Origin of the sequence: Ectothiorhodospira variabilis (assembly GCF_022227625.1) — a bacterium.
GTDB lineage: Bacteria > Pseudomonadota > Gammaproteobacteria > Ectothiorhodospirales > Ectothiorhodospiraceae > Ectothiorhodospira > Ectothiorhodospira haloalkaliphila.
This window is the reverse complement of record NZ_JAJNAO010000001.1, coordinates 393,825-420,772: the sequence shown is the minus strand read 5'-3', so window position 1 is coordinate 420,772 and position 26,948 is coordinate 393,825. Positions and strand designations below refer to the sequence as shown.

At 64.0% G+C, this 26,948-nt stretch carries 22 protein-coding genes and 1 tRNA gene; 13 read left to right on the top strand and 10 right to left on the bottom strand.

Annotated elements, in window-relative coordinates; all coding sequences use genetic code 11:
- Positions 1–59: 59 nt before the first annotated feature.
- The 3 genes from LPW30_RS01890 to ntrC all read left to right on the top strand — a co-directional run bounded on the left by LPW30_RS01890 (position 60) and on the right by ntrC (position 3,380).
- Complete coding sequence (locus LPW30_RS01890; protein ID WP_035369635.1) at positions 60–629, top strand: DUF4124 domain-containing protein; 570 nt, start codon at positions 60–62, stop codon at positions 627–629.
- Positions 630–907: 278 nt separating this feature from the next.
- Positions 908–1,975, top strand: coding sequence for a nitrogen regulation protein NR(II) (glnL, locus tag LPW30_RS01885; RefSeq protein WP_025283039.1), 1,068 nt, complete (start codon positions 908–910; stop codon positions 1,973–1,975).
- Positions 1,968–3,380 carry a nitrogen regulation protein NR(I) gene (ntrC, locus tag LPW30_RS01880; RefSeq protein ID WP_025283040.1) on the top strand — a complete coding sequence of 471 codons (1,413 nt, stop codon included), beginning with the start codon at positions 1,968–1,970 and terminating at the stop codon, positions 3,378–3,380. Before glnL ends, ntrC begins: the two co-directional genes overlap by 8 nt.
- Positions 3,381–3,420: 40 nt before the next feature.
- Here ntrC and LPW30_RS01875 read toward each other — a convergent pair whose 3' ends face one another.
- The 3 genes from LPW30_RS01875 to LPW30_RS01865 form a co-directional block, all read right to left on the bottom strand.
- Complete coding sequence (locus LPW30_RS01875) at positions 3,421–3,825, bottom strand: Fur family transcriptional regulator (protein ID WP_026623819.1); 405 nt, start codon at positions 3,823–3,825, stop codon at positions 3,421–3,423.
- 56 nt (positions 3,826–3,881) lie between these two features.
- Complete coding sequence (gene thiO, locus LPW30_RS01870) at positions 3,882–4,997, bottom strand: glycine oxidase ThiO (RefSeq protein ID WP_025283042.1); 1,116 nt, start codon at positions 4,995–4,997, stop codon at positions 3,882–3,884.
- A gap of 50 nt (positions 4,998–5,047) precedes the next feature.
- Positions 5,048–5,121, bottom strand: a tRNA-Gly gene (locus tag LPW30_RS01865).
- Between the two features lie 115 nt (positions 5,122–5,236).
- Between LPW30_RS01865 and thiS the strand changes: the two genes are divergently transcribed.
- Genes thiS through LPW30_RS01845 form a run of 4 tightly spaced genes read left to right on the top strand, consistent with a single transcriptional unit; the run spans position 5,237 to position 7,852 of the window.
- Positions 5,237–5,437, top strand: coding sequence for a sulfur carrier protein ThiS (gene thiS / locus LPW30_RS01860; protein ID WP_025283043.1), 201 nt, complete (start codon positions 5,237–5,239; stop codon positions 5,435–5,437).
- A 36-nt stretch (positions 5,438–5,473) separates the two neighbouring features.
- Positions 5,474–6,286, top strand: a complete 813-nt coding sequence (locus LPW30_RS01855) for a thiazole synthase (RefSeq protein WP_025283044.1) — start codon at positions 5,474–5,476, stop codon at positions 6,284–6,286.
- Between the two features lie 26 nt (positions 6,287–6,312).
- Positions 6,313–7,020, top strand: a complete 708-nt coding sequence (trmB, locus tag LPW30_RS01850; RefSeq protein ID WP_239679922.1) for a tRNA (guanosine(46)-N7)-methyltransferase TrmB — start codon at positions 6,313–6,315, stop codon at positions 7,018–7,020.
- Positions 6,995–7,852 (top strand): ion transporter, encoded by an 858-nt coding sequence (locus LPW30_RS01845; protein ID WP_025283046.1) that lies wholly within the window; start codon positions 6,995–6,997, stop codon positions 7,850–7,852. The genes trmB and LPW30_RS01845 overlap by 26 nt, the downstream gene beginning before the upstream one ends.
- Here LPW30_RS01845 and LPW30_RS01840 read toward each other — a convergent pair.
- A complete protein-coding gene (locus tag LPW30_RS01840) occupies positions 7,845–8,699 on the bottom strand; it encodes a universal stress protein (protein ID WP_025283047.1) in 855 nt (284 codons plus the stop codon). The two genes, LPW30_RS01845 and LPW30_RS01840, sit on opposite strands and share 8 nt — an antisense overlap.
- A gap of 131 nt (positions 8,700–8,830) precedes the next feature.
- Between LPW30_RS01840 and LPW30_RS01835 the strand changes: the two genes are divergently transcribed.
- The 4 genes from LPW30_RS01835 to LPW30_RS01820 all read left to right on the top strand — a co-directional run bounded on the left by LPW30_RS01835 (position 8,831) and on the right by LPW30_RS01820 (position 13,617).
- On the top strand, positions 8,831–10,669 hold the full coding sequence (locus LPW30_RS01835; RefSeq protein WP_238624724.1) for an SLC13 family permease: 1,839 nt from the start codon (positions 8,831–8,833) through the stop codon (positions 10,667–10,669).
- Positions 10,670–10,789: 120 nt separating this feature from the next.
- Positions 10,790–11,680: a phosphoribulokinase gene (locus LPW30_RS01830; protein WP_025283049.1), complete on the top strand. Its 891-nt coding sequence runs from the start codon at positions 10,790–10,792 to the stop codon at positions 11,678–11,680.
- A gap of 280 nt (positions 11,681–11,960) precedes the next feature.
- On the top strand, positions 11,961–12,995 hold the full coding sequence (locus LPW30_RS01825; RefSeq protein WP_239679921.1) for an NADP(H)-dependent aldo-keto reductase: 1,035 nt from the start codon (positions 11,961–11,963) through the stop codon (positions 12,993–12,995).
- Positions 12,996–13,059: 64 nt separating this feature from the next.
- Complete coding sequence (locus LPW30_RS01820; protein ID WP_239679920.1) at positions 13,060–13,617, top strand: thioredoxin family protein; 558 nt, start codon at positions 13,060–13,062, stop codon at positions 13,615–13,617.
- 304 nt (positions 13,618–13,921) lie between these two features.
- On the opposite strand, the gene LPW30_RS01815 is transcribed toward LPW30_RS01820, so the two are convergent.
- Positions 13,922–14,851, bottom strand: coding sequence for a histone deacetylase family protein (locus LPW30_RS01815; RefSeq protein WP_025280361.1), 930 nt, complete (start codon positions 14,849–14,851; stop codon positions 13,922–13,924).
- Positions 14,852–15,024: 173 nt separating this feature from the next.
- Here LPW30_RS01815 and LPW30_RS01810 point away from each other — a divergent pair, with 173 nt between their 5' ends.
- Positions 15,025–17,706, top strand: coding sequence for a bifunctional acetate--CoA ligase family protein/GNAT family N-acetyltransferase (locus LPW30_RS01810; protein WP_025280360.1), 2,682 nt, complete (start codon positions 15,025–15,027; stop codon positions 17,704–17,706).
- Between the two features lie 80 nt (positions 17,707–17,786).
- Here LPW30_RS01810 and LPW30_RS01805 read toward each other — a convergent pair whose 3' ends face one another.
- Together LPW30_RS01805 and LPW30_RS01800 are read right to left on the bottom strand one after the other, a co-directional pair.
- A complete protein-coding gene (locus LPW30_RS01805; protein WP_239679919.1) occupies positions 17,787–20,864 on the bottom strand; it encodes an efflux RND transporter permease subunit in 3,078 nt (1,025 codons plus the stop codon).
- Positions 20,861–21,997 (bottom strand): efflux RND transporter periplasmic adaptor subunit, encoded by a 1,137-nt coding sequence (locus LPW30_RS01800; protein WP_239679918.1) that lies wholly within the window; start codon positions 21,995–21,997, stop codon positions 20,861–20,863. The genes LPW30_RS01805 and LPW30_RS01800 overlap by 4 nt, the downstream gene beginning before the upstream one ends.
- Before the next feature lie 203 nt (positions 21,998–22,200).
- Here LPW30_RS01800 and LPW30_RS01795 point away from each other — a divergent pair, with 203 nt between their 5' ends.
- Positions 22,201–22,590 carry a hypothetical protein gene (locus tag LPW30_RS01795; RefSeq protein WP_025280357.1) on the top strand — a complete coding sequence of 130 codons (390 nt, stop codon included), beginning with the start codon at positions 22,201–22,203 and terminating at the stop codon, positions 22,588–22,590.
- A 54-nt stretch (positions 22,591–22,644) separates the two neighbouring features.
- Here LPW30_RS01795 and LPW30_RS01790 read toward each other — a convergent pair whose 3' ends face one another.
- Genes LPW30_RS01790 through LPW30_RS01780 form a run of 3 tightly spaced genes read right to left on the bottom strand, consistent with a single transcriptional unit; the run spans position 22,645 to position 26,938 of the window.
- The gene (locus LPW30_RS01790) at positions 22,645–23,646 is read right to left on the bottom strand and encodes an acrylyl-CoA reductase family protein (protein ID WP_239679917.1); all 1,002 of its coding nucleotides are present in this window, start codon (positions 23,644–23,646) and stop codon (positions 22,645–22,647) included.
- A gap of 5 nt (positions 23,647–23,651) precedes the next feature.
- Positions 23,652–25,067 (bottom strand): OmpP1/FadL family transporter, encoded by a 1,416-nt coding sequence (locus LPW30_RS01785; protein WP_239679916.1) that lies wholly within the window; start codon positions 25,065–25,067, stop codon positions 23,652–23,654.
- Between the two features lie 50 nt (positions 25,068–25,117).
- Positions 25,118–26,938 (bottom strand): AMP-dependent synthetase/ligase, encoded by a 1,821-nt coding sequence (locus LPW30_RS01780; RefSeq protein ID WP_239679915.1) that lies wholly within the window; start codon positions 26,936–26,938, stop codon positions 25,118–25,120.
- Positions 26,939–26,948: the final 10 nt, after the last annotated feature.

The window sequence follows — 26,948 nt, the reverse complement described above, 5'->3', positions numbered from 1 at the left end:
CCGGGGGCTCTTTTCTTTGGGCGCTTGTCCGTCCAGCACCCCTGCGGTATCGTCAAGTCATGAACGCGCGCCTGACCACCCTGCTCCTGCTGCTCACCCTGGCCGCACCGGCAATGGCTGAGGTGTATCGCTGGACCGATGATCAGGGCAACACGGTCTTTGGCGATACCCCCCCCGATGGCGTGGACGCCACTCCCATGAACGTGCGCAGCCCCACCGTGACGCCGGGCTTGCCGAACGCCCGCGAGATCCTGGAGCGCCCCACCCCGCGCGAAGAGGCACAGGCGCGGGAACAGGCACGAAGCGCCGGCTACACCGGCATCAGCATCGCCAGCCCCGGCGATGATGACGTGGTGCGCACCAATCTGGGCGAGGTGAATGTGTCGGTCCAGGTGGACCCGGAACTTCAGTCCGACCAGGGCCACCGGGTGCGGATTGTCCTGGATGGTCAAACCGCCGCCGTGGGCGAGTCCACCCGATTCACCCTGGAGGAGGTCACACCGGGCACCCACACCCTGAGGGCCGAAATCCTGGACAGCAACGACCGGACGCTGAAGGCTTCCGAGGAGAGCACTTTCCACCTGCTACGCACCACGGTGCGACAGCAGACCCGACCCGGTGGAAACTGAGCCCGCCCCCCTCTCCCGCGCCTGGCGCTGGAACCCTTGCCGCGTGGCTACCTGCCTGAAACCGCCCTCACCTTCCAAGCTTCGCCCCTGCACATGGCAGGCGGACCTGGCCTGCACCATAATAGTGCATAGGCGCGTGCGCCCGGAGCCATACGCACCATCTTCGTGATCTTTGCCCGCACCCGAAAATGGCGCCACGCCTCGCTCCGGGGTCGGGCCACGCCCGATCACGGTGCATGCATCCATGCTGGTTCGGTTTTTGCAAAAGGAAAAGCCATATGCCCCAGGATCACACACTGCACCGACATCTGCTGGAGAACCTGACCACTGCCATCCTGGTGGCGGATGAACGACTGCGGCTGCATTTCATGAACCCCGCGGCCGAAATGCTCATGGAGATCAGCCTCAACCGCGTGCGCGGCCTGCCCATGGGCGACCTGTTCCGGGAGGACGAAACGCTGCTGGTCAGCCTGCAGCAGTCACTGAACACAGGGCATCCCTTCACCGAACGGGAACGCCTCCTGGCGCTGCACTTCGAGCGGGAGGTCACGGTGGACATCACCGTATCGCCCATCTCCGAGCCCGGCAGTCCGCGGCGCCTGCTGATCGAGCTGGTGCAGGTGGACCGCCAACTGCGGATCACACGGGAAGAACAACTTCTCAATCAGCAGTCTGCCTCGCGGGCCCTGCTTCGCGGCCTGGCTCACGAGATCAAGAACCCCCTGGGCGGCCTGCGGGGAGCCGCGCAGTTGCTTGAACGGGAACTACCCGACCCGGAGCTGCAGGAGTACACCCGCATCATCATTGGCGAAGCCGACCGGCTACAGAACCTGGTGAACCGCATGCTCGGTCCCAACAACCTGCCCCAGCGCCAGCACCAGAACATCCACAAGGCGCTGGAGCACGTGCGCAACCTGGTGAGCGTGGAGGCCCCCGAAGGTGTTCTGATATGCACGGACTATGACCCCAGCATTCCCGACGTCAACGCTGATCAGGACATGCTCATCCAGTCCATCCTCAACATTGTCCGCAACGCAGTGCAGGCTGTGGGCGAAGAGGGTGTCGTGCGACTACGCAGCCGCGTGCTGCGTCAGTACACCATCGGCCAGGTCCGCCACAAGCTGGTGGCCCTGATACAGGTGATCGACCATGGCCCCGGCATCAGTGAGGAGGTTCGCGAACGCATCTTCTTTCCCATGGTCTCGGGCCGGGACGGAGGCACGGGACTGGGCCTGTCCATCGCGCAATCCCTGATCAACCAGCACGGCGGGCTGATCGAGTGCACCTCCCGCCCCGGCCAGACCGTATTTTCCCTGCTGCTACCCGTGGAGTTGAAGGATGACTAATCGAGAGCATATCTGGGTCATTGATGACGATCGCTCGATTCGCTGGGTCCTGGAACGCACCTTGAGCCGCGCGGGCATCGAAGTCACATCCTTTGCCTCCGCCGCCGAGGCCCTGCAGGCCCTGGAACAGGACGTGCCCGACGCCCTGATGACCGACATCCGCATGCCGGGCATGGATGGACTGGAGATGCTGGGAAGACTGCAGCGGGATCACCCCGAGCTGCCAGTCATCATCATGACCGCCCATTCCGACCTGGAGAGCGCCGTTTCTGCCTACCAGGGCGGTGCCTTCGAGTACCTGCCCAAGCCCTTCGATGTGGACGATGCGGTCTCCCTGGTGCGTCGAGCCTGCCAACTGCGCAGGGAACGTGGACGCGATGCCCCCGAGGACACGGAAAAAACACCGGAGATCATCGGCGAGGCCCCCGCCATGCAGGAGGTGTTCCGCGCCATCGGGCGCTTGTCCCGATCCAACATCACCGTACTCATCAACGGAGAATCCGGCACGGGCAAGGAGCTGGTGGCGCACGCCCTGCACCGCCACAGCCCCCGTGCACACATGCCCTTCATTGCCCTGAACACCGCCGCCATCCCCAAGGATCTGCTGGAATCCGAGCTCTTTGGCCACGAAAAGGGGGCCTTTACCGGCGCTCAGAGCGCCCGGCGGGGGCGCTTCGAGCAGGCCGATGGTGGCACCCTGTTCCTGGACGAGATCGGTGACATGCCCGCCGAATTGCAAACACGGCTGCTGCGGGTGCTGGCGGATGGGGAATTCTATCGTGTGGGGGGGCATCTGCCGGTCAAGGTGGATGTACGTATCATCGCCGCCACCCACCAGAACCTGGATTCCCGGGTCAAGGACGGCCTGTTCCGGGAAGATCTGTTTCACCGCCTGAACGTGATCCGCATCCACGTCCCCTCCTTGCGGGAACGCCGCCAGGACATCCCCCTGCTGCTCAATCACTTCCTGGGACTGGCAGCCTCGGAACTGAACGTGGAACGCAAGGTTCCCCTGGCTGAGGTGCAGGATTACCTGTCCACCCTGGACTGGCCCGGCAACGTGCGGCAACTGGAGAACATCTGTCGATGGCTGACCGTGATGGCCTCGGGGCGGGAGCTCCACATGAACGACTTGCCGCCAGAGCTGCATGAACGCTCTGCCGACGCAGAGATCAGTGGCTGGGAAGACGGCCTGGCCCAATGGGCGGAACAGGAACTGGCGCGTGGAAACTCGGCGCTGCTGGAGCAGGCCACCCCGGCCTTCGAGCGCATCATGATCCGCGCCGCCATGAAAAAGACCGGCGGACGGCGCCAGGATGCCGCGCGGCTGCTGGGATGGGGGCGCAATACGCTGACGCGCAAGATCAACGAACTTCACATGGACGAGGGACAGGACAATCCCTGAAAGCGGCCTACTCCGTACTGGCCTGAGAGGTCAGCGGGATTCAGCCCTGCCTCACACGGACAATCACATCCACCCCCTCCACCTGCGTGCCCTCGGGCAGATCAGGCAGATTGCCGATGTCCACGTGTTCCAGGGCCAGGTCCTCCAGGTGACCTGTGTCCAGGTGATACATGTGATGATGCGGGGTCAGGTTGGAGTCGTAAAACAGCTTGGCCGGGTCAACGACCACCTCGCGCACCAGACCTTTTTCCGCGAACAATCCCAGCGTGTTGTACACCGTGGCCTTGGACACCCGGTAGCGGCGTTCACTGGCGAGGGCCAGTAGCTGCTCGGCGGAGACATGCTGCGGCCTCTCGAACAATAGTTCAGCGATGTCCAGGCGTTGCTGGGTCGGCGTGATGCCGTGATCCCTCAACCGTTTGACTACGGCCTCTCTATCGAGCATGGCGAATGCACTCCACTACAGGTCATACCCCAGTATAACCGTCAGCTAGACAAAGTCTAGTTCGCGTTACTCCGCCGAACCGAAAAATCCGCCCGATCGATCCGGTAGGGGGATGGATCACAGATGGGGGCGTGCCCCATGATCAGGTCCGTGAGCAGGCGACAGGCACCGATACTCATCACCACCCCGTTCCGGTAATGGCCGGCGTTCACAAAAAGCCCCTCCACTTCCGGATGCGGACCAATGTAAGGGATGCCCTGGGGTGAGCCCGGGCGCAGTCCGGCCCAATGTTTCTCGATGGGCAGATCCGCCAGGGCCGGCACCAGACGGGCTGCGGCCTCCCGGAAGGTTTGAGCGGCCGCCTCGGTGATGGATTTGTCAAAACCCACCCTTTCCAGCGAACTGCCGGCCAGCACGTGGCCGTCGCGTCTCGGGATGATGTACTGGTCGTCGTTCAGCACCATGCGGCTGAGCAGCCCGGGAGGGCCACGGAACAGGATCATCTGACCACGCACCGGCTCGATGGGGGGTGCCCCCAGGGACAGCAGCAGCCCCCCGGTCCAGGCACCGCCCGCCACCACCACACGCTCGGCCAGGAGTTCACCCTGCTCGGTGATCACGCCGGTCACTCGGCCACTGCGCACCCGAAACCCGCTCACCGGCGTACGCGGACGGATATCCACGCCGCGCCTCACCAGACTATGCTGCAGGGCCCGCATGAGCCGGGGATTACGCACCTGGGCCACCCGGGGCATCCATACCCCCTGATCAAAGCCTTCTGCGAGCGCCGGCTCACAGCCATGCACAGCCGGCTGATCCAGGGCCTCCAGTTGCACATCCGGCCAGCGGCGAGCCCAGGCTTGAGCCACATCCCACTGGCCGGGATCGAGCACCAGCAGGCCGTTTTGCGTCCACTGGGGGTCTTCTCCCGTTTCCTGAAGAAGTTCGTCGGCGAAAGAGGGAAAGGCCGCCTGCGTGAGACTGGCCAGATGGGTCACGGGATCGGGGAAACGCCAGGGATAAAGCGGAGAGAGGATGCCGCCACCGGCCCATGAGGCCTCCTGCCCCGGCTCCTGGCGATCCAGCAGGGTGACGTCCAGGCCCTGATCATGAAGCATGCGGGCGGAAAGCATGCCGATCAGACCGCCGCCCACCACGATGCAGTCAGTCATGAAATCACCCGCTGAGGAAAATGGGCCAACGCCGGAAAACGGAGGGGAACTGGAGCGGGTGATGGGAATCGAACCCACGTCATCAGCTTGGGAAGCTGAGGTTCTACCATTGAACTACACCCGCACGACACCCATAGTGTATGCGGTTACATCGCGGTTCTCAACGGGGAGATGCGGCACCCCGGGAGCCGCTGGATCGGTTAACATAGCCGCCTTTTCCAATCCCGAACACTCCCATGATGGAACTCATAGTGAATGGCGAATCGCGCCAGGTGTCCGAGCAGCTGACTGCCGCCGGCCTGGTGGAGGATCTGGGCCTGACCGGACGCCGCCTGGCGGTGGAGGTCAACGGTGAACTGCTGCCGCGCAGCCGGTTCGACCAGCACCACTTCAACCCCGGCGACCGCGTGGAAATCGTCCAGGCCATCGGCGGCGGCTGACCCCCTCACTGACCAGAGATTGCACACGGTACCCCCATGTCGAGCAAAGCCACTGAAAACAACACGCCCCGGGAAGACGCACTGATCATCGGCGGCACCACCTACCGTTCGCGCCTGCTGGTGGGCACGGGAAAATACAAGGATCTGGATGAGACCCGCGACGCCATTGATGCCAGCGGTGCCGAGATCGTCACCGTGGCCATCCGTCGCACCAATATCGGGCAGAACCCGGGCGAGCCCAACCTGCTGGACGTGATCTCACCGGAGCGCTACACCATCCTGCCCAACACCGCCGGCTGCTACACCGCCGACGATGCCGTGCGCACCTGCCGCCTGGCCCGGGAACTGCTGGATGGCCACGACCTGGTCAAGCTGGAGGTGCTGGGTGATGAACGGACCCTGTATCCGGATGTGGTGCAGACCTTGAGCGCCGCCGAAACCCTGGTGGCCGACGGCTTCAAGGTGATGGTGTACACCAGCGACGACCCCATCCTGGCCAAGCGCCTGGAAGAGATCGGCTGCGTGGCGGTGATGCCCCTGGCCGCCCCCATCGGTTCGGGCCTGGGCATCCAGAACCGCTACAACGTGCTGGAAATCGTGGAAAACGCCCAGGTACCCATCCTGGTGGATGCCGGCGTGGGAACGGCCTCCGATGCCGCCATTGCCATGGAGCTGGGGTGTGATGGCGTGCTCATGAACACGGCCATTGCCGCGGCCAGAAACCCGGTGCTGATGGCCTCGGCCATGAAGAAGGCCATCGAGGCAGGGCGCGAGTCGTTCCTCGCCGGCCGGATGCCCAAAAAACGTTATGCTTCGGCTTCTTCACCGCTGGAGGGGACGTTTTTCTGAAGCCCTGAGGTATCGAGCACATCATCATGACCGCCACCCAAACGCCCCCACACCATCGCCCCATTCGCAGCTTCGTGCGTCGGGAAGGACGCCTCACCGTGGGGCAGCAGCGGGCGCTGGATCTGCTGTGGCCCCGCTGGGGCCTGGAATTCGCGCCCGAGCCCCTGAAACTGGAGGCCCTGTTCGGGCGCCGGGCGCCGGTGACCCTGGAAATCGGCTTCGGCAATGGCGAATCCCTGGCGCAGATGGCCGCCGAGCACCCGGAGCGGGATTTCATCGGTGTGGAGGTGCACCGCCCGGGCGTGGGACATCTGCTGCAGCAGGTGGAAGACCTGGGTCTGACCAATGTGCGTGTGGCCTGCCATGACGCCGTGGAGATGCTCAACCGGCAGATCCCGACCCAAAGCCTGGACCGTATCCAGGTCTATTTCCCTGACCCCTGGCCCAAGAAACGCCATCACAAGCGGCGCCTGGTGCAGCCGGCCTTTGTGGCGCTACTGGCCAGCCGGCTGCGCGAGGGTGGCATCCTGCACCTGGCCACCGACTGGGAAGATTATGCCCGGCACATGCTTGAAGTCATGCAGCAGGCCGGGGATTTCGCCAATCAGGCCGCCGATGGCGGTTTCAGCCCGCGCCCCTCCTACCGCCCCCTGACCAAGTTTGAACAACGGGGTCAGCGACTGGGACATGACGTCTGGGATCTGGTCTATGAACGCACACGCCCAAAGCGATAACCCCGCCCCTCCCGACAGTTTCCGCGCCCGGGCCGGACGCTGGATCGAAAGCCCGCGCATCCAGAACCTGATCGTGGCGATCATCGTCCTGAACGCCATCACCCTGGGGCTGGACACCTTCGAGGTGGTTCAGGTGCACGCAGGGAGTGTGCTGCAGTGGATCGAGCGCACGGTACTGACGATCTTCGTCTTCGAAATTGCGGTCAAGCTGTATGCCTTTGGCTTCCGCTTCTTCCGCAGTGGCTGGAATGTCTTCGACTTCCTGATCGTGGCGGTTTCGCTGCTGCCGGGCACGGGGGCCTTCAGCGTGCTGCGGACCCTGCGTATCCTGCGGGTACTGCGCCTGCTCACCAAGATCAAGCGCCTGCGCCATGTGGTGGATTCCCTGCTGCGGGCCATCCCGGGCATCGGCTGGATCGCCGTACTGCTGATGCTGGTGTTCTATGTGTTCGCCGTGATGGGGACCCGGCTGTTCGCCGACAGTTTCCCCGAGTATTTCGGTCATCTGGGACGCAGCATGTATTCCCTGTTTCAGGTGATGACCCTGGAGAGCTGGTCCCAGGAGATCTCACGCCCGGTGATGGCGGTATACCCCTACGCCTGGATCTACTTCCTGGCCTTCATCATGCTCACTGCCTTCACGGTGCTCAATCTGTTCATCGGCATCATCGTGAACAGCATGCAGGAGCAGCACTATGAAGAAGAGGAAAACCGCCGCCAGGAGCAGGATGCCGCAGCCCGGGAAGAGCGCGACGAGTTGATGGCCAAACTGCAGGAGATCAACGACCGATTGGCGCGCCTGGAGTCCAGCGGCCGCACGCCGCCTACCTGACGATCAGCACCGGGCAGGGGGCATTGCCCACCACCCGCTTGGAGACACTGCCCATGAACAGGCGTTTCAGGGCAGTGTGCCCGTGACTGCCCATCACCACCAGGTCGGTGCTGCGGCTGCGGGCCACGTCCGCGATCACTGCTTCCGGGCGCCCCTGTTCCACCATGCCATCCAGTTCGATGCCCGCCGGGGCCAGTTCCTGCTTGAGCATGTACAACACCCGCTGCACAGCCTCTTTGGCCCGTGCACGTCGCTCATCGCTCTCATCCCCCAGGGTTGCGGAGAGCACCGTCAGGGGCAACCCGGTGGACAGGGCCAGGCGCGCAGCGGTGGCGCAGGCTGCGTCCGCATGGCGAGAGCCATCGGTGGCCACCAGGATGCGTCGTCGCAGGGGTTCTGATCCCGGCGGCGCCACCAGCACACTGCAAGGGGCATGACCGATGATCCGGTTGGTGGAATCCCCCACCACCAATCGCGCCAGATCACTTCGATGGCGGCGCCCCACGACCACACAATCCACGTTTTCGTCTTCCGCCAGGCGGACCACTGCGATGCAGGGATCCGCCCCATGACGCAGCATCACGCGGCACTCGATGCCCTGCCTTTCTGCCTCCTGCTGAAGCGTTTCCAGGGACTGTTCCACCTCACGAGTCTCTGCATCGACGCGCTGCGGAGCCATGGATTCGTATTCCGGATTGGTCAGCACCACCCGGAGGACCAACAGTTCGGCGCCACAATGCTGCGCCAGACTCATGGCCAGGGCACGCGCACCGTCACTGTGTTCCGTGCCATCAAAGGCCAGCAGGATCTTGCGGAACCGGCCGACGGGGGACAACTGGGATTCCATGAGACACTCCACCTAGGGCGATGTTGTGAGCATAGCGGAATTGAGGCGGGACGAACCAGACGCCCACTCTTTCAAGCCAGGCATAAAGACATTACACTGCTTATGCCCGCACAGGATATTCATATAATAAAATGCAAGAGATTGCCTTCACACCCCAGATGATGGTGGTGCTGGGCCTGCTCGGCCTCACCATCGTGCTCTTCGTCACCGAGGTGGTGCGCATCGATGTGGCCGCTGTGTCCATCATGGTACTGCTGGGACTGCTCAGCCTGGTGCCGGGTCTGGAGTCCATCAGTGATCCGCACCGGCTCTTCGATGGCTTCGCCAGTAATGCGGTCATCTCCATCATCGCCGTCATGATCATCGGCGCCGGGCTGGACAAGACCGGCATCATGTCCCGGGTGGCCGGCCTCATCATGCGCTCCGGCGGCACCACGGAGAAACGCGTGGTTCCCATGATCTCGGGCACCGTGGGGGTGATCTCCAGCTTCATGCAGAACGTGGGGGCTGCGGCCCTGTTCCTGCCCGTGGTCTCGCGCATCAGTGCCCGCACCGGACTGAAAATGTCCCGCCTGCTGATGCCCATGGGGTTCTGCGCCATCCTGGGCGGGACGATCACCATGGTGGGGTCCAGCCCGCTCATTCTGCTCAACGACCTGCTACCGGAGGGCATGGAGCCCTTTGGTCTGTTCGACGTCACCCCCATCGGCCTGGCCCTGGTGGCCACGGGCATCCTGTATTTCGTGCTGCTGGGCCGCTTCGTACTGCCCGTCACCAGGGGCGAGCAGCCCACCGCCGAGAGCACCGAGGAATACTTCCAGCGTGTTTACGGGCTGGATTTCGTCATCCGCGAGGTGCGCCTGGAGGACCACAACGGCCTGGCCGGACGCACCGTGGGCGAACTGGAGGCCGAGTACCCGGTCATCGTCATCGGCGCCTTCATGAACGGGGAACTGCGGGTAGGGCCATGGAGCGGCCTGGTGCTGGAGCCCAACGCCCACCTGGCCCTGCTGGGTCGCCACGAGGCCCTGGAATCCTTTGCCGCCCGTAGCGCCAATCCCCTCAAGGACCGACTGGACGTCTTTGGTGATGCCCTGGCGCCCAACCAATCGGGCATTGCCGAGGTGGTGCTGCCGCCCGGCTCGGAGCTCATCGGCAAGAAGGTCACCGACATTGCCATGCGCAAGACCTATGGTCTCTCGGTGCTGGGTATCCACCGGGGCGAGGAGACCATCCGCAGCGGCGTACGTGAAGTCCCCCTGCTGGCGGGCGACACCCTTGTCTGCCACTGTCGCTGGGATTCCCTGGCGGATATCGAGAAGAACCGTGATTTCGTGGTGATCACCAGCGAGTATCCCCGCGAGGAGTTGCGCCCGCAGAAGGTACCCTTTGCCCTCACCTTCTTCCTCATCGCCCTGGCGCTGATACTGTTCACCGATCTGCGTCTGTCGGTGGCCCTGCTGGTGGGTGCCGTGGGCATGATCCTGAGCGGTGTGCTGAGCATGGACGAAGCCTACAAGGCCGTGAGCTGGAAGACGGTGTTCCTGCTGGCCAGCCTCATCCCCCTGGGCGCTGCCGTGGAGCAGACCGGCACCGCCGCCTGGATCGCCCATCAGACCCTGACCTACCTGGGCCAGGTGTCCCCCTGGGTGCTGCAGGGCACCCTGGCCATCCTGGCCACCTTCTTCACGCTGGTGATGTCCAATGTGGGCGCCACTGTACTGCTGGTGCCCCTGGCCGTGAGCATTGCGGTGGCGGCCCAGGGCATGGGCATGGACGCGGATCCCAGGGTGTTCGCACTGACGGTGGCCATCGCCACCTCCAACTCCTTCCTCATCCCCACGCACCAGGTCAACGCCCTGATCATGGGCCCCGGCGGCTACCGCGTGAAGGACTTCATGAAGGCCGGCGGCATCATGACGGTGCTGTTCCTGATCGTATCGCTGGTCATGCTCAATCTGGTTTTTTAGTCCATTTACCTACACACTATAGAGCTGACTGGCATAAAGATTCCGATCCCCCGGCCAGGACCGGGGGACATATAACCAAACCTTAGCCATCAACCATCAAGCCATGAAGGAGTCAAACCCATGTCCAGGAAACACCCGATTGTGGCCGTCACCGGTTCATCCGGCGCAGGCACCTCCACTGTCAAGAACGCCTTCGAGCACATCTTCCGCCGCGAACACATCAACCCGGTGATCATCGAAGGCGACAGCTTCCACCGCTACAATCGGGTGGAGATGAAGCAGGCCATGAAGGAGGCCGCCGCCCAGGGCAACAACCACTTCAGCCACTTCGGCCCGGAAGCCAATCTGTTCGACAAACTTGAGGAGATGTTCAAGACCTACGGCGAAACCGGCGGTGGCAAGAAGCGCTACTACATCCATAATGAGGAAGAAGCGGACAACCACAACGGCCGCCTGGGCACCAGCCTCAAGGCCGGGGAGTTCACCCCCTGGGAAGACATTCCTGACGGCACCGACCTCATGTTCTACGAAGGGCTGCACGGTCTGGTGACCGATGGTGACGTGAGCGCCGCCCAGCACGTGGACCTGGGCATCGGCGTGGTTCCCATCGTCAACCTGGAATGGATCCAGAAGATCTTCCGCGACAATGCCGAGCGCGGCTACACCGCCGAGGCCATTGTCGACACCATGCTGCGCCGCATGCCCGACTACGTGCACTACATCACGCCCCAGTTCTCCAAAACGGACATCAACTTCCAGCGCGTGCCCATGGTGGACACCTCCAACCCCTTCATCGCCCGCGACATCCCCACGCCGGACGAGAGCATGGTGGTGATCCGCTTCCGCGACCCCAAGAAGTTCGGTGTGGATTTCCCCTACCTGCTGAACATGCTGCATGACTCCTTCATGTCGCGCCGCAACACCATTGTTGTCCCTGGCGGCAAGATGGGCCTGGCCATGGAGGTCATCCTCGCCCCCATCATCGCCGGCATGCTGGAGAAGCGCCGCTGAGGTTTCGGGGGCCATCCGTCCGTCCCCCTGGGAACCCATGGCTGTACTTCCCCTTTCCTTGAGGGATGTCGGGGTTCGTGGGAGCGGGCCTGCCCGCGAATGGGATTGGCGGCGAGGTTGACCTTCTTGCCCTCAGCCCTTCGCGGCCAAGGGCCGCTCCCACGGGGGCTCCTGCGGGGGTTGTTCCCGGGAGTTCCCGTGGGGGTGTCCGGGGGGCTGGATTTATTCGGGCGGGGGCCGGGTTGTATCCTTCCGGGTTCACGCATCGCGGGAGAAGATCATGCAGACCAAGCCACTGGGACGTTCCGGCATCCAGGTGAGCACCCTGTGCCTGGGCACCATGACCTGGGGCGAACAGAACACCGAGGCCGAGGCCCACAGCCAGCTGGACATGGCGATGGAGAGGGGCATCAACTTTATCGACACGGCCGAGATGTACCCGGTGCCCCCCAAGGCCGAGACCCAGGGCCTCACCGAGCAATACCTGGGCACCTGGCTGGCCCGTCGCGGCCGGCGGGACGACCTGGTGATCGCTTCCAAGGCATCAGGCCCCAGCGAGAACTTCAGCCACATCCGCAGCGGACCGCAACTGGACCGCCCGCACCTGGAACAGGCCCTGCACGACAGCCTGCAACGGCTGCAGACAGACTACCTGGACCTGTATCAGATCCATTGGCCCTCACGCCCCACCAACTACTTTGGCCAACTGGGCTATCGGCACCAGGACGACGCCGGCGCCACCCCCATTGCCGAAACCCTGGAAGTGCTGGCCGATTTCGTGCGCGCCGGCAAGGTGCGCACCATCGGCATCTCCAACGAGACCCCCTGGGGTCTGATGGAATACCTGCGCCTGGCAGAGCAGGCCGACCTGCCCCGTGTGGTTTCCATCCAGAACCCCTACAACCTGCTCAACCGCAGCTTCGAGGTGGGTCTGGCGGAAATGGCCATACGCGAAAACGTGGGCCTGCTGGCCTACTCACCCATGGCCTTCGGAGCCCTGAGCGGCAAATACCTGGACGACGCCCCACCGGACGGACGCATCACCCTGTATTCGCGTTTCGTGCGCTACTCCGGCGAGACTGGCGTGGCCGCCACCCGCGAATATGCCGACATCGCCCGACGCCACGGCCTGAGCCCGGCCCAGATGTCCCTGGCCTTCGTGAACGCCCAGCCCTTCCTCACCAGCAACATCATTGGTGCCACCAAGCTGTCTCAATTGGAGGAGAATCTCGATAGCCTGGAGGTCACATTGAGTGAGGCGGTGCTGGAAGAAATCGAAGCCATGCACGAAAGATATCCTGTTCCGTGCCCCTGATTGAGCACGCCCACCCTCACCCCAACCCCTCTCCCGCCAGCGGGAGAGGAGCAAGGAGAACCCCATGGCCAGAACCGAATCCCGAATGATCGACCTGGGCACCCGCGCCCCCGACTTCAACCTGCCCGACCCGTCCACCGGCAAGACCGTTTCCCTGGATGACTTTCCCCAAGCCAAGGGCTATGTGATCGCCTTCATCTGCAACCACTGCCCCTTCGTGCAACTCATCCGCCACGAATTCGCCCGCTTCGGCCGTGAATACACCGACAAGGGGCTGGCCGTCATCGCCATCAACTCCAACGACGCAGACAATTTCCCGGAAGACAGCCCGGAAAAGATGCAGGACGACGCCCGCCGCTTTGGCTACACCTTCCCGTATCTGTTCGACGAGACCCAGGAGGTGGCCAAGGCCTATGACGCCGCCTGCACGCCGGACTTCTACCTCTTCGACGCCGACCGCAAGCTGGTTTACCGAGGCCAGTTCGACGACTGCCGCCCCGGCAGCGACGTCCCCGTCACCGGCAAGGACCTGCGCGCCGCCGCCGACGCCCTGCTCGAAGGCCAGCCCATCCCCCAGGACCAGAAACCCAGCCTCGGCTGCAACATCAAGTGGAAGGAGTAAGGGCAGATCCGCGCCACCCCGCCCTCAACACAACCCCTCTCCCGCCAGCGGGAGAGGGGCTTTGGCCGCAGCGATGAATTCATGGCGCCCTGCAACCAAAAGCCGCTGCAGTCACAAGATGTCCTCGGGGGCGGGTGCCTGGGAGCGGGTGTTCGCCGCATGGATGCGGCGGTCAAGCCTACAGGGACGTATTCACGGCGTCCCGCGGACAGGCACCCGCCCCCGAGGACATCGCTACCCTGATGCCAAACCCAGGCACAGGCACCCCACGGCACACCATAAAGCAAAGCAAACAAAACCAGACTCAGTGCCCGATCAACGCATCCAGATGCACACAGGCCGACCGCCCCAGGGCTGACAGGGCATACCCCCCCTCCAGGCAGGACACCAGCCGCCCCTTCCCATGCCGCTTGGCCACCGCCTTCAACTCCCGGGTCACCCAGGCGTAGTCATCTTCCACCAGGCGAAAGTCCGCCATATCCTCTTCCCGATGACCATCAAAACCCGCCGAAATCATGATCAACTGCGGCCGGAAGGCCTCCAGCGCCGGCAACCAGTGACCCTGCACCGCATCCCGGAACTCCTTGCCCGTCACCCCCCGTGTCAAAGGCACATTCACCAGATGCGGCGAATCCACCGCCTCACCGGTATGGGGGTAAAAAGGATGCTGGAAGGTGGAACAGAACAACACCCGCGGCTCGTCACGGAAAATATCCTCCGTGCCGTTGCCATGGTGGACATCGAAATCCACCACCGCCACCCGCTCCAGCCCATACTGAGCCAGGGCATGGGCCGCCCCCACCGCCACATTGTTGAAGATACAGAACCCCATGGCCCGCGCCCGCTCCGCGTGATGCCCCGGCGGACGCACACTGCAAAAGGCACTGCTGACCTCGCCGGACATCACCAGGTCCACCCCCAGCACCGCTGCACCGGCCGCCCTCCGGGCCGCCTGCAGGGTGTGCTCCGTCATCACCGTATCGCCTTCGTCCAGGCACACCATGTCGTCCGGTCCGGGCGCGGACGATTCCACATAGTCCACGTAATCCGCTGTATGCACCCGCAGCAACTGCTCGCGCGTCACCAGTGGTGCATCATAATGGCTCAGCAGCATGCTGATCCCCGAGGCCAGCATTCGATCGTCAACGGCCGAAAGACGTTCGGGCACCTCTGGATGGTGGATGGCCACACGGTGCAGACTGCAATCATGATGCGTGATGAAGGCGATGGTCATGGGCGCAACTCCTTGGACTTTCACCCATGGTAACGCGAAGCGCGAAAAGACGAGATAGGCTCAAGCGATTTCGTTTGTTCGGGCCATGGGTCCCCAAGCGGTTTCGCCGCACCGCAGCATCACCCATACTATACTCAGAGAGAATCTCTAAGGGGGCGATCAGCAGCACAATCATGGGACCACATTTCCTCAACCGAATTTTCGCACCACGCAGCATCGCCGTGATCGGTGCCACCGAAAGAACCAATGCCCTGGGAAGCCTGGTGTTTGCCAACCTGGTGGATGCCGGCTTCAAGGGCGAGCTGTATGCGGTGAATCCCAAGCATGACAAGGTGCACGGACGCCGCTGCTATCCCGATGTGGAGGCCATCGGACGGCCCGTGGAGTTGGCCGTGGTGGCCACGCCGGCACGCACCGTGCCCAACGTCCTGCGCCACTGTGGCGAACATGGCGTGCGCGGCGCAGTAGTGCTCTCCGCCGGTTTCAGTGAATCCGGTCGGGCCGGCAAGCGCCTGGAAGAGGAGATCATGGAGATCTCCCGGGAATACGACCTGCGCCTGATCGGCCCCAACTGTCTGGGCGTGATGAGACCGGGGCGTGGGCTCAACGCCACCTTCAGCAAGAACAAGGCCCTGCCGGGGAATCTGGCATTGGTGTCGCAATCCGGCGCCATCTGCACGGCCATCCTGGACTGGGCCGAGAGCCAGGAGATCGGCTTTTCTGCCGTGGCCTCCATGGGCGATGCCTCTGATGTGGATTTCGGCGACGTGCTGGATTATCTGGCCCTGGACCGGGAAACCCGCAGCATCCTGCTCTACGTGGAAGGCATTCACAACGCCCGGCGTTTCATGAGCGGCCTGCGTGCGGCGGCACGCATGAAGCCGGTGATCGTCATCAAGTCCGGTCGCCATGCCGAAGGTTCCCGGGCGGCCATGTCCCATACCGGTTCCCTGGTGGGCGCCGACGATGTATTCGACGCCGCCCTGGAGCGTGCCGGCGGTGTGCGGGCCATGACCATCCAGCAGCTATTCTCCGCGGCCCGTATCCTCTCCAGCGGTTACCGGGTGGAGGGCAACCGCCTGGCCATCATCACCAATGCCGGCGGCCCCGGCGTCATGGCCACCGACCGGGCCGTGGAACTGGACGTCAACATGGCCCGCTTCAGTACCGAGACCATGGACAAGCTCAACAAGGCCTTGCCGGAGCAATGGTCCCACGGCAATCCCGTGGACATTCTGGGGGATGCCGATGCGGAGCGTTTCGAAAACGCCATGACCGCCTGCCTGGAAGACAGCGGCGTGGACGCCTCCATCGTCATGCTCACCCCCCAGGCCATGACCGACCCACTGGCCGTGGCCGAGGTGACCTCCCGGATCGCCAAAAAGGTGAAGAAACCCGTGCTCGGATGCTGGATGGGGGATATCCAGGTACGCGAGGGGCGGGATCACCTCACCCGTGAACGCCTGCCCCATTTCACCACCCCCGAAGCCTCGGTGGAGGGGTTCGCCTACCTGGCGGCACACAAGCGCAACCAGCGCCTCCTGTTGCAGGTACCCAGCCCCCTCAGCGATCGTGGCCGCACCGATGTGCACGGCGCCCGGCTGATCATCGAAGGGGCCCTCTCCGAGGGCCGCAAGCTGCTCAGCACCCTGGAGTCCAAGGCGGTGCTTTCGGCCTTCCGCATACCGGTCACCCAGACCATGCGGGCCAACACCGCCGGCGAGGCCCTGGTGGCTGCAGGCACCGTGGGTTACCCGGTAGCCATGAAGATCGATTCTCCCGACATCACACACAAGTCCGACGTGCAGGGCGTGCGCCTGAACATCGCCAGCGCCGAATCCGTGCGCAGCGCCTTCCAGACCATGGTGGAGGACGCCCAGCGCCTGAAGCCCGGGGCGCGCATCAATGGGGTGACCCTGGAGCGCATGCACCAGAGCACCTACGGGCGCGAACTCATGGTGGGTGTGCTGCGCGATCCGGTGTTCGGTCCGGTGATCAGCTTCGGCTCCGGGGGCACCTCGGTGGAGGTCATCAAGGACCGGGCCGTGGCCCTGCCGCCGCTCAACGAGGTGATCATCGAGGGCATGATCGCCCGCACCAAGGTGGCCAAGCTGCTCAAGGAATTCCGCAACATGCCGGCGGTGGACGAGCAGGCCCTGGAGCAGGTGCTGCTGAGGGTGTCGGAGATGGTCTGTGAACTGCCGGAGATCCAGGAAATGGACATCAACCCGCTGATCGCCGACGATCGCGGTCTGGCGGCAGTGGATGCCCGCATCACCGTGAACTTCCCGCCGGTGATGCCGGATCGCTATGCCCACATGGCCATCCACCCCTACCCGGCCCACCTGGTCAACCAGTGGCAGTTACCCGATGGCACCAATCTGACCATTCGGCCGATCCGGCCGGAGGACGCAAAGATCGAACAGGAGTTCGTGCGCAACCTCTCGGCGGAGTCCCGTTACAACCGCTTCATGCAGGCCGTTCACGAACTCACCCCGCAGATGCTGGTGCGTTTCACCCAGATTGATTACGACCGGGAGATGGCCCTGATCGCCGTGCAGGAACGCCCCGACGGCTCCGAGTTGCAGGTGGCCGTGGCCCGTTACACGGCCAACCCGGACCAGCAGAGTTGCGAGTTCGCCTTGGCGGTGGCCGACGAATGGCAGGGCCGGGGCGTGGGCTCACATCTGATGAACGAGCTCATGGACGTGGCCCGTACCCGCGGCCTGCGCACCATGGAAGGCGATGTCCTCGCCCAGAACACCAACATGATGGCCCTGATGCACCGCCTGGGCTTCAGCTCCCGCAACAGCCGGGAGGACGAGGGCATCAAGCTGGTGACCAAGCGGTTGTAGGGGGCGGTGCCCGCCGCTCCCCTGATCCCCGACATTCTCCCCCGAGGGGAGAAGGGAGATCCCTCCTGGGGGGAAGGGGGTTATGGCCCCTCTCCCCCCCGGGGAGAGGGGTTGGGGTGAGGGGGCGAGATCCCGAACAGCACCGCATAAAACAGCGGCACCGCCAGCAGCGTCAGCAGTGACGCCAGCGCCAGCCCGAACATGATGGCAATGGCCATGGGCGCCCAGAAGGGCCCGGACAACGCCAGCGGCAACATCCCCAGCACCGTGGTAGCCGCCGCCAGCAGCACCGGTCGCACGCGGCTCACCGCCGCCTCCACCAGGGCGGCGTAGGCATCGTCGGATCGCTCCATCTCCAGATCCAGCTGCTCCACCATGACGATGGCGTTCTTGATGATCATCCCCGACAGGCTCATCACCCCCAGCAGGGCCATGAAGCCAAAGGGCTGCTTGAACAGCAGCAGGCCCGCACTCACCCCCACCACACCCAGGGGAACGGTCAGCAGGATGATCAGCGATCGCCGGTAACTGTTGAACTGGGCCATCAGCACCAGGGCCATCAACCCCAGCACCACCGGTACCGGTTGCAATACACCCCGCTGGGCTTCCAGGGATTTCACCGGCTCACCGTCCCACTCGATACGGTAGCCTGATGGCAGATCCAGATCTCCGGCCCGCTGCCGAAGATCACGAAGCACCTCATGGGCAATGGCCCCCGGCACGAGATCCATCTGCAGGGTCACGCTGCGTTCTCGATCCATGCGCCAGATGGAGGCGTCATCCCACACCACCGACACATCGGCCACCTGCAAGAGTGGCACCGGTCGGTGACCTTGCTCAGGCCAGATCACCATGGTCTCCACCTGGGTGGGGTCGGTACGATCCTCCAGGGGGAAGCGCCACTTGATGGGAATGCGCTTGTCATCCTCGATATAAACCCCGATGGGCTGACCGGCAAAGGCGGTGGCCAGCGCCTCGGAGATGGCGGCACTGGAGACATTGGCCCGACGTGCCCGTTCCTGATCCACATCCACCTGGATCTGCGGCGTCCGGTCGCGCCAGTCCAGGCGCACATGATCCAGACGAGGATCACCCGCCAGCAACGCCCGCCCCTGTTCCGCCACAGCCCGCAGGGTATCCCGTTCCGGGCCAATGATGCGCATCTCGATGGGATAGCGCACCGGATCCCCTAACTGCATGGGCCGCACCCGGGGCTCGGCGTCGGGGAAGCGCTGATCCATGAACCCTCGGGTGGCGGCCATCATGGCATCCAGGTCATCCACGGCCTTGAGGTTCACCAGGATCTGTCCGAAGGCCGCATTGGGGTGCTCGGGCAGCATGGGCAGATAGAAACGCGGCGCCCCCTCGCCGATGAAGGCCGTGGCGGATTCCACCTCGTCCCGTCCCTGCAGCCAACCCTCGATAACCGCCATGTCTTCGGATGTCTGACTGATGCGACTGCCCTCCGGCAGCCAGTAATCCACCATGAACTGGGCCCGCTGGGCAGGCGGGAAGAAGATCTGCGGCACCAGCATGAAGCCGATCAGGGAGAGCACCAGCAGTCCGACGATGCCCGCCAGGCTGACACGACGCCAGTGCAGCACACCGCCCAGCAGGCGGCGAAAACCCCCATACAGGCGCCCTCCATAGGGGTCATCGCCCTCGCTGCCCTTGGCCGGTGACTTGAGCCAGCGGTGACACATGACCGGCGTGACGGTGATGGCCAGCACCCAGCTGAGCAGCAGGGAGAAGCCCACCACCCAGAACAGGGAGCGGGTGAACTCCCCGGTGGCGGTATCGGTGAGGGCGATGGGCGAGAAGGCCAGCACGGCGATCAGCGTGGCGGAGAACAACGGCCAGGCGGTCTCGCTCACCGCCTCCTGAGCTGCCTGCAGGCGATCCATGCCCCGCTGCATCTTCACGAAGGTCAGCTCTGCCACCACGATGGCGTTGTCCACCATCATGCCCAGCACGATCACCAGCGCCCCCAACGAGACCCGGTGCAGGTCGATGCCCGTGCCCCACATGACAATGAAGGTGGCCAGAATGGTGAACGGCACGCCGGCACCGACGATCAGGCCCGTGCGCAGCCCCAGGGCGATGAGCAACACGGCGATGACGATCACCACCGCCGTGACCAGGTTGATCATGAACTCGCCCACCGCCGCCTCCACCTCGCGGGGCTGGTTGGCGATGATGCCGAAGGACATCCCCACGGGCAGGGTGGGTTCGATCCGCGCCAGGCTCTCGCTGATGCGCTCCCCAAGATCCACCACGTTCACACCCTGGGTGGGTACGATGCCGATGGCCAGGGCGTCCTGCCCCTCATGGCGAAGCAGGGCCTGGGGCGGATCCGAGAAGCCTCGGCGCACCTCGGCAAAATCGCGCAGATACACCAGGTTGCCGGTAGCCGGACTGCGGATGGAGAGGCTGCGGATTTCCTCCAGGGACTCGAACACGCCACTGGCGAAGATGCGGACCTCCCGAGGGCCCATCTCCACAAAACCGGCTGGATCCACCACGTTCTGTCGGTTCAGGGCCTGCACCACCTGATGGGGAGTGAGGCCCATTTCGGCAATCTTCTCTCGGGAGGTCTCCACGAAGACCCTCTCCCCCTGCTGCCCGAACAGCTCCACCTTGGCCACGCCGGGCACCCTTAGCAGCTCCCGGCGCACGTTGTCGGTCACCCGGTCGAGCACGTCATAGCCGTAGCCCTCACCGCTGAGGGCAATGAGCAAGGCGAAGACGTCGCCGTAATCGTCGTCCACGAAGGGTCCTCGCACCCCATCGGGCAGTTCGCGGGCAGCCTCATTCACCTTGTGGCGCAGCTCGTCCCAGATCTGTCGCAATGATTCCGGGTCGTGACTCTCCTGGATGTCCACGAAGATCACCGACACCCCGTCCCGGCTATGGGACTGCACCTGGTCCAGTTCGCCCAACTGCTGGATCTTGAGTTCAATGCGCTCGGTCACCTCCTGCTCCACACGCACCGCCCGAGCCCCCGGATATTCGGTGTAGACCACTGCGGTGCGCACGGTGAACTCCGGATCCTCGAGTTGCCCCAGCTGGGTGTAGCTGAAAACGCCCACAAACACGATCAGGGCCACCAAAAAGCCCATCAGGCGGCCCCGCTGGATGGCCCAGACAGCGGCATTCATCGGCGTGCACCCCGCATCTCATCCTCGGTGAGCACCCGTACCGTCTGACCCTCGCTCAGGTGCTGCACCCCGGCAGTGACCACCTGCTGGCCAGCGTGCAAGTCACCGAGGACGCGGACTCCATCCCGCTCCAGCGGGCCCAGGCTCACCGGGCGTCGCGTCACCGTCTCCCCTGCCTCGTCCAGTACCCAGACGTGGGGCTGACCTTCGTGGTCGAACACCGCGGTCATGGGCACATGGAAATAGCCCTGTTCGTCGGCCTCGGGCAATCCCGCCCGGAAGTCCAGACGAGCGGTCATGCCAGGCAGGATGCGCTGGTCCGGGTTATCCACCACGATGCGCACCGGATAGGTCTGGGTATCCTCATCCACGTCCACGCCCACGGCCCGCACCCGGCCTGCATAACGGCGGCCCAGGGCGGCGAAATGCACATCCACGGCAGTGAGCCGGTCCCGGTGCACCACCAGGGTCTCGGGCATGCCCACCCGCAGTTCGATCTCCTCCAGGTCGTCCAGGACGAAGACCACCCGTTCCGGGCTGGCCTGTTCATGGGGTTCGATGTTGCGGCGAGCCACATGGGCGTCGAAAGGAGCCCGCAACACCGTGTCCTCCAGGGCAGCCCGGGCGGTGGACAGGCCCTCGCGGGCCGCATCCCGCTGGCCCTGGGCCTGACGGAAGGCGGAACGCAGGCCGTCGTAATCGGCGCGACTGATGGTGCCGTCCCGCACCAGATCCTGGCCGCGTCGGTAATTGACCTCGGCCTCCTCCAGTTGGCCTTCGGCAGCCTCCAGCTGACCCTCCAGTTCACGCACCTTGAGGCGGTAATCCCGATCATCCAGCCGAGCCAGCACATCGCCCTCCATCACCCGGTCGCCCAGGTCCGCGTGCACCAGGACCACCTGGCCGGACACCCGGAAGGCCAGGGCCGTGCGCTCGGCGGCCTCGGCCCGGGCACTGAAGGTGCGGGAGGTCATGTCCTCGGGGGGCTCAAGGGTGAGGGCCAGCACCGGACGCTCCGGGGGATCCTCACGCATCTCCGGGGGCTGGTCGCAGGCGCCGAGCAGCATGGTGGCGGCGAGCACTAGCAACAGGAGCCCGATGGCATCCCTGGTAGGCGTGGTGTGGTTGGGCATGGGTCGTTTCCTTTCTTGCTGCGCCACAGTGTAACGAGGCATGGTGTTGCCGGGCCATCCTAGTCGTAATGCCAGCTTCGTGGCCGAGGGCCGCTCCCGAAGGGAGCTTGTGGCCTTGCGGTAACGGGGGCACATTTTTTCGGGGTGGCTGATAATTCTCACTGACGCATTCATCAGAAAGCGCTAATGTGAGCACCATGAAGATGAATCGTTCAATACTGTTTGTGTGCCTGATTCCGGCACTGTTGGCCGTGACCCTGCTGGGCTCCGGTTGCCGCCACGATCAGGGCGCATCCATGCCCGACCGCACCCTGATCGTCCATGTTCAGAACCGCACTTCCGAGACCATCCCCAAGGTGGAGATCGGCTATGCCAATGTGGACACCCAGCAGACCACCACGCTCCTGCAACTGGAAGCGGGAAAGACCCGCACCATCGTGCTGAACCACGAACCCGGTCTGGGCTACAACGTGGAGGCCCATCTGGCCAATGGCAATGTGCTGGAGATCTGCGGTGGTCGGCACCGGGAGAGTCGGGTGATGCGCGAAGTGATCACTCAGGAGTCGATCCTGTCGGGGATCGGCAAGCCTTGATGGTGCCTGTTTGAGGGCTTCGGCCGGGAAATGGGGTGAGGGTGGTCTTTGGAATTATCGCTGAAGATCCACCAGGATCCGCCCGTGCACATCCCCTGCCAGCATCCGCTTGCTGGCTGACTCCAGATCCTCCAGCCCGATCTCCTCGGTGACGATGTCATCCAGATGAGGGATGGCCCAGTCGGTAGCCAGACGCCCCCAGACCGCCGCGCGTCGCTCCGTGGGATAGTTGCTGGAACTCACCCCAAGCAAGGATACACCCCGCAGGATGAAGGGCATCACCGTGGTGCGCAGCTCCGCTCCGCCCGCCAGCCCGATGGTGACGATATTGCCCCACTCATCCACCGTGCGGGTGAGCCAGCCCAGGATCTCGCCGCCAACGGTATCCACCGCCCCCGCCCAGCGGGCCGTCTCCAATGGGCGCCAGCCCTGGGAGAGACCACGGCGGTCCATCACCTTCACCGCGCCCAGGGACTTGAGCCAGTCATGCTGGCGGGTCTTGCCGGACAGGGCCACCACCTCGTAGCCCTGGGCGGCCAGCAGGCTCACGGCAAGGGAACCCACTCCGCCACTGGCCCCCGTGACCAGGATGGGCCCCATGCCCGGGTCCTGATCGTTGGCGCGCAGGCGCTGCAGGGCCAGGGCCGCCGTGAAACCGGCGGTGCCCAGGATCATGGATTGCCGAAGGTCCAGACCCTTGGGCACGGGCACCACCCAGTCGGCGGGCACGCGGATGCGACCGGCAAAACCGCCATGGTGGATCTCGCCCAGCCCGCAACCGGTGACCAGCACGGGATCGCCGGCCTTTAAGCCGCTCTCCTCGGCGGCGGAGAGCACTTCGCCGGCAGCATCGATGCCGCCGACAAGGGGCGAGCGCCGCAGCACCCGACCGCTGCCGGTGATGCCCAGGGCGTCCTTGTAGTTGAGCGAGGAGTAACGGACCGCCACCTCTACCTCCCCGTCCATCAACTCCGACGGTTCCATGTCCGTGAGGCTGACACGATGGGACCCAAGGACCTCGTCACGGATCAGCAGGGCTGGGAAAGTGGAGGTCATGACGATCAGAACCGATAGCGCACGGCGGCGGCGAGGATGTGGACGTGGCCTTCGGTGGTGCCGGTGAGGTCGACGGTGGAATCAAGGGGCAACCCACCTCCACCAGGCGATGGAAGTTCAGCATCCTCGAAGAATTCCCTTCTCAAATCCAAAGACTCCCGGGATATATCGATGTAGGTGTAAGCCACGTCAAAGCCCCAGTTGGGCCCCTGCTCGTAACTGGCCCCGAACGAGTACCATGTACGGTCACCATCGGGGGTGCGGGTGGTGCGATACCCGTCCTGGGTGGGCGTACGGTCATACTGGAGGCCACCGCGCAGGGTCCAGCGGTCATCAAGTTGGTATTCGGCGCCGACGGACAGTGCCCAGCTGTCCTTGTAGTTTTGCTCGACCACATTGTCCCGGCGGTCGGAATCGAAACGGACGCGAATCTCATCGAAGTTGGACCACTTGAACCACTTGTACTGGGCCATCAAGGTCCAGCGATCATTCACTTCCTGACGGAGACCCAACGCCACCATATCCGGCAAGTGCAAGTCAGCACTGCCATCTTCACTGAATCCCTCGTTCCCCAGCGCCGCCAGGGTCTGTGGACTGCGCACCCTGGCCTTACCGTCCAGGGTGTGCTTGATACCCTGTCGATAGTGCAAACCCACCCGGGTCGTATCGGTGGCCTGCCACATCAGGCCTAGATTGAAACCGTAGTCCCAGCTATCAGCGTCCAAACGCTGCTCTCCATCAGTGACAACCGAGGGACCCTCGGGACCTGCCCCGGGATCCGGGATGGCGTTCTTCAACGTGGCATCCGCATACTGGATATCGATACCTCCACCAATCGCCAGTCGATCCGTAAGCCGGTAAGCCAAGCTTGGCTGCAGGTTGAGCACCTTCAGGTCGGTTTCGGTGGAATCGTAGCGGGCGAAGAAGTCATCGTCATAATGATTGGCCAGGCCGAACGGGGCAGTGAGGCCAAATCCAAACCAGATACGGTCATCATGCTGGTGTGAGATGAATAGGTTGGGGACAGGTGTGGGGTCGTAGGGGTTACCGCCCCCCCCGCCTTCATATGAGCCGTTGTACCCGGGGATTGGCCCACCCATTTCTGGTGGTAACGGTAAGCCTTGACCGCTGGCCGTCGACCCCCCATCGCTCACATCCGCCTTCGGCACCAGCAAATGCACCGCCGCCTGCACCTCGGTGCCCGGCAGGAACACCATCCCCGCCGGGTTGAAGAAGATGGTGCTGGAATCCTGAGCCACCGCCGCCTCGCCGGCGAAGGCGCGGCCCAGGCCGCTGACGCTCTGCTCCTGAATGTAAAAGCCCGCTGCCTTCACCGGTGAGTGCCACAGGGTGGCTCCGGACAGGGCCAGCGCGCCAGCCACGGCGCAGGACAGGGCGTTGCGAGACTGAATGAAAGACATGTATCCCCCTTGGGTGATTCTTTTATGATTTTTATAGGTTCGGCAACGGATCAGCGCTTGCTGTGGGCCTCGTACATGGCCTCGATCTGCTTGCTGTAGCGCTCCAGGATCAGCGCACGCTTGAGCTTCATGGTGGGTGTGAGCAGGCCGTTGTCCACGTCCCAGGGCTCCAGGGTGGGCGTGAGGCGGCGTACCTGGGCGTAGCCATGGAAATCGGTCAACTGCTTGCCGGCCCGCTCCAGCAGGGCCTTTTCCACCTTGCGGCTGTACAGATCCTCGCTGCTATCCGGATCCACCTCCAGCTCCTCGGCCAGCTTTTTCCACTCATCCGGGCCGAGCACCACCAGGGCGGCGAGATAGGGCTTGCCCTCACCCAGCACCATGGCCTGCTCAAAGATGGGATCCAGGGTGATGGCCATCTCCATGTCCGCCGGGGGCACCTTCTCGCCGTTGCCCAGCACCAGGATCTCCTTGATGCGACCGATGATGAAGATATGGCCCTGCTCGTCGATGCGCGCCTTGTCGCCACTGTGCAGCCAGCCGTCCTTGTCGATGGTGTCGGCGGTAGCCTCCTCGTTGTTCCAGTAGCCCTGCATCACCGAGGGGCCACGCACCAGCAATTCCTCATCCTTGCAGATGCTCACCTCCACGCCGGGCAGTGCACAGCCCACACTGGCGGGAACATTATCGTCGGGCCGGTTGACGGCCACCACCGGGCTGGCCTCGGTCATGCCAAAGCCATGGAACACGGGCAGCCCCAGGCCGATGAAGAATCGGGCGATGGGCGGGGGCAGCGGCGCGCCGCCGCAGACGGCATAACGCAGACGCCCGCCCAGGCGCTCTGTCACCTTGCCGGCAACGATCTTTTTCAGCAGCGGCCATAACAGCAGCTTGGGATGCCAGCCGACTCGGCCCTGCTCGTGCTCGAAGCGGTGCCAACCCACGGAAACGGTGGTGTGAAACAGGAAGCGGGCGAAACCGGACTTCTCCTCCAGGCCCGAGGTGATGCGCCCGTAGATGCGCTCGTAGATGCGCGGTACAGAGATGAGCACGGTGGGGCGCAGGTTCATCAGATCCTCCGCCAGACCCTGCACCGAGCGGGCAAAGGCCACCTGGGCACCCACCATCATGGGCATGTAGCAGCCGCCGGTGCGCTCCAGGGTGTGGGACAGGGGCAGGAAGGAGAGGAACAGGTCCTCGCCACCCATGGGGGCGCACTGCTGAGCGGCATAGGCGTTCTGCAGGATGTTCTGGTGGGTGAGCATCACCCCCTTGGATCGGCCCGTCGTGCCCGAGGTATACACCACGGTGGCCAGGGAGTCGGGATCCACATCACGGGTGATCAGTTCATGATCGCCCTCGGGGGCCCATTCATCCAGGGACTTGAGGCGCGTGTCCTCGGGGAATTCTCCCGGGTCCACCGCTTGCACGGTGACGATGCGATTGACCGTGTCCAGCCGCTCGCGAACCTCCTGGAGGCGCTTCCATTGCTGTCGACCGCCCAGGAGCAGTAGCTTGGCCCCGGCATCCTTGAGGATATAGGCGATGTTGTCGGGCCGGTCATCGGTGTATAGCGGCACCGTGATCAGGCCAAGGCCAAGGCAGGCCTGGTCGAAGATGACCCATTCCTGGCAATTGCGCAGCATGACGGCGACGCGGTCGCCCGGAGAAAGGTCTTCCTTTTGCAGTGCCGCCTGCCAGCGGGCCACCTGCTCGCTCACCTCCTGCCAGGTGCGTGACACCCATTCGGAAGTGGCCTGATCATACTGTTTGTAAGCCACCGCATCGGGGCTTCGCTTGACTCGCTCCCTGAACAGTCCGGCCAGGGTCCTCGCCTCCCCTGGCGTGACCACGTGATTGGGCTCGCCCATGTTGACTCCT

What these genes read in the sequence shown, in the direction of transcription:
- LPW30_RS01890 (WP_035369635.1), top strand. Translation starts at nt 60, where the DNA reads ATGAACGCGCGCCTGACCACCCTGCTCCTGCTGCTCACCCTGGCCGCA.
- glnL (WP_025283039.1), top strand. Translation starts at nt 908, where the DNA reads ATGCCCCAGGATCACACACTGCACCGACATCTGCTGGAGAACCTGACC.
- ntrC (WP_025283040.1), top strand. Translation starts at nt 1,968, where the DNA reads ATGACTAATCGAGAGCATATCTGGGTCATTGATGACGATCGCTCGATT.
- LPW30_RS01875 (WP_026623819.1), bottom strand. Translation starts at nt 3,825, where the DNA reads ATGCTCGATAGAGAGGCCGTAGTCAAACGGTTGAGGGATCACGGCATC.
- thiO (WP_025283042.1), bottom strand. Translation starts at nt 4,997, where the DNA reads ATGACTGACTGCATCGTGGTGGGCGGCGGTCTGATCGGCATGCTTTCC.
- thiS (WP_025283043.1), top strand. Translation starts at nt 5,237, where the DNA reads ATGGAACTCATAGTGAATGGCGAATCGCGCCAGGTGTCCGAGCAGCTG.
- LPW30_RS01855 (WP_025283044.1), top strand. Translation starts at nt 5,474, where the DNA reads ATGTCGAGCAAAGCCACTGAAAACAACACGCCCCGGGAAGACGCACTG.
- trmB (WP_239679922.1), top strand. Translation starts at nt 6,313, where the DNA reads ATGACCGCCACCCAAACGCCCCCACACCATCGCCCCATTCGCAGCTTC.
- LPW30_RS01845 (WP_025283046.1), top strand. Translation starts at nt 6,995, where the DNA reads ATGAACGCACACGCCCAAAGCGATAACCCCGCCCCTCCCGACAGTTTC.
- LPW30_RS01840 (WP_025283047.1), bottom strand. Translation starts at nt 8,699, where the DNA reads ATGGAATCCCAGTTGTCCCCCGTCGGCCGGTTCCGCAAGATCCTGCTG.
- LPW30_RS01835 (WP_238624724.1), top strand. Translation starts at nt 8,831, where the DNA reads ATGCAAGAGATTGCCTTCACACCCCAGATGATGGTGGTGCTGGGCCTG.
- LPW30_RS01830 (WP_025283049.1), top strand. Translation starts at nt 10,790, where the DNA reads ATGTCCAGGAAACACCCGATTGTGGCCGTCACCGGTTCATCCGGCGCA.
- LPW30_RS01825 (WP_239679921.1), top strand. Translation starts at nt 11,961, where the DNA reads ATGCAGACCAAGCCACTGGGACGTTCCGGCATCCAGGTGAGCACCCTG.
- LPW30_RS01820 (WP_239679920.1), top strand. Translation starts at nt 13,060, where the DNA reads ATGGCCAGAACCGAATCCCGAATGATCGACCTGGGCACCCGCGCCCCC.
- LPW30_RS01815 (WP_025280361.1), bottom strand. Translation starts at nt 14,851, where the DNA reads ATGACCATCGCCTTCATCACGCATCATGATTGCAGTCTGCACCGTGTG.
- LPW30_RS01810 (WP_025280360.1), top strand. Translation starts at nt 15,025, where the DNA reads ATGGGACCACATTTCCTCAACCGAATTTTCGCACCACGCAGCATCGCC.
- LPW30_RS01805 (WP_239679919.1), bottom strand. Translation starts at nt 20,864, where the DNA reads ATGAATGCCGCTGTCTGGGCCATCCAGCGGGGCCGCCTGATGGGCTTT.
- LPW30_RS01800 (WP_239679918.1), bottom strand. Translation starts at nt 21,997, where the DNA reads ATGCCCAACCACACCACGCCTACCAGGGATGCCATCGGGCTCCTGTTG.
- LPW30_RS01795 (WP_025280357.1), top strand. Translation starts at nt 22,201, where the DNA reads ATGAATCGTTCAATACTGTTTGTGTGCCTGATTCCGGCACTGTTGGCC.
- LPW30_RS01790 (WP_239679917.1), bottom strand. Translation starts at nt 23,646, where the DNA reads ATGACCTCCACTTTCCCAGCCCTGCTGATCCGTGACGAGGTCCTTGGG.
- LPW30_RS01785 (WP_239679916.1), bottom strand. Translation starts at nt 25,067, where the DNA reads ATGTCTTTCATTCAGTCTCGCAACGCCCTGTCCTGCGCCGTGGCTGGC.
- LPW30_RS01780 (WP_239679915.1), bottom strand. Translation starts at nt 26,938, where the DNA reads ATGGGCGAGCCCAATCACGTGGTCACGCCAGGGGAGGCGAGGACCCTG.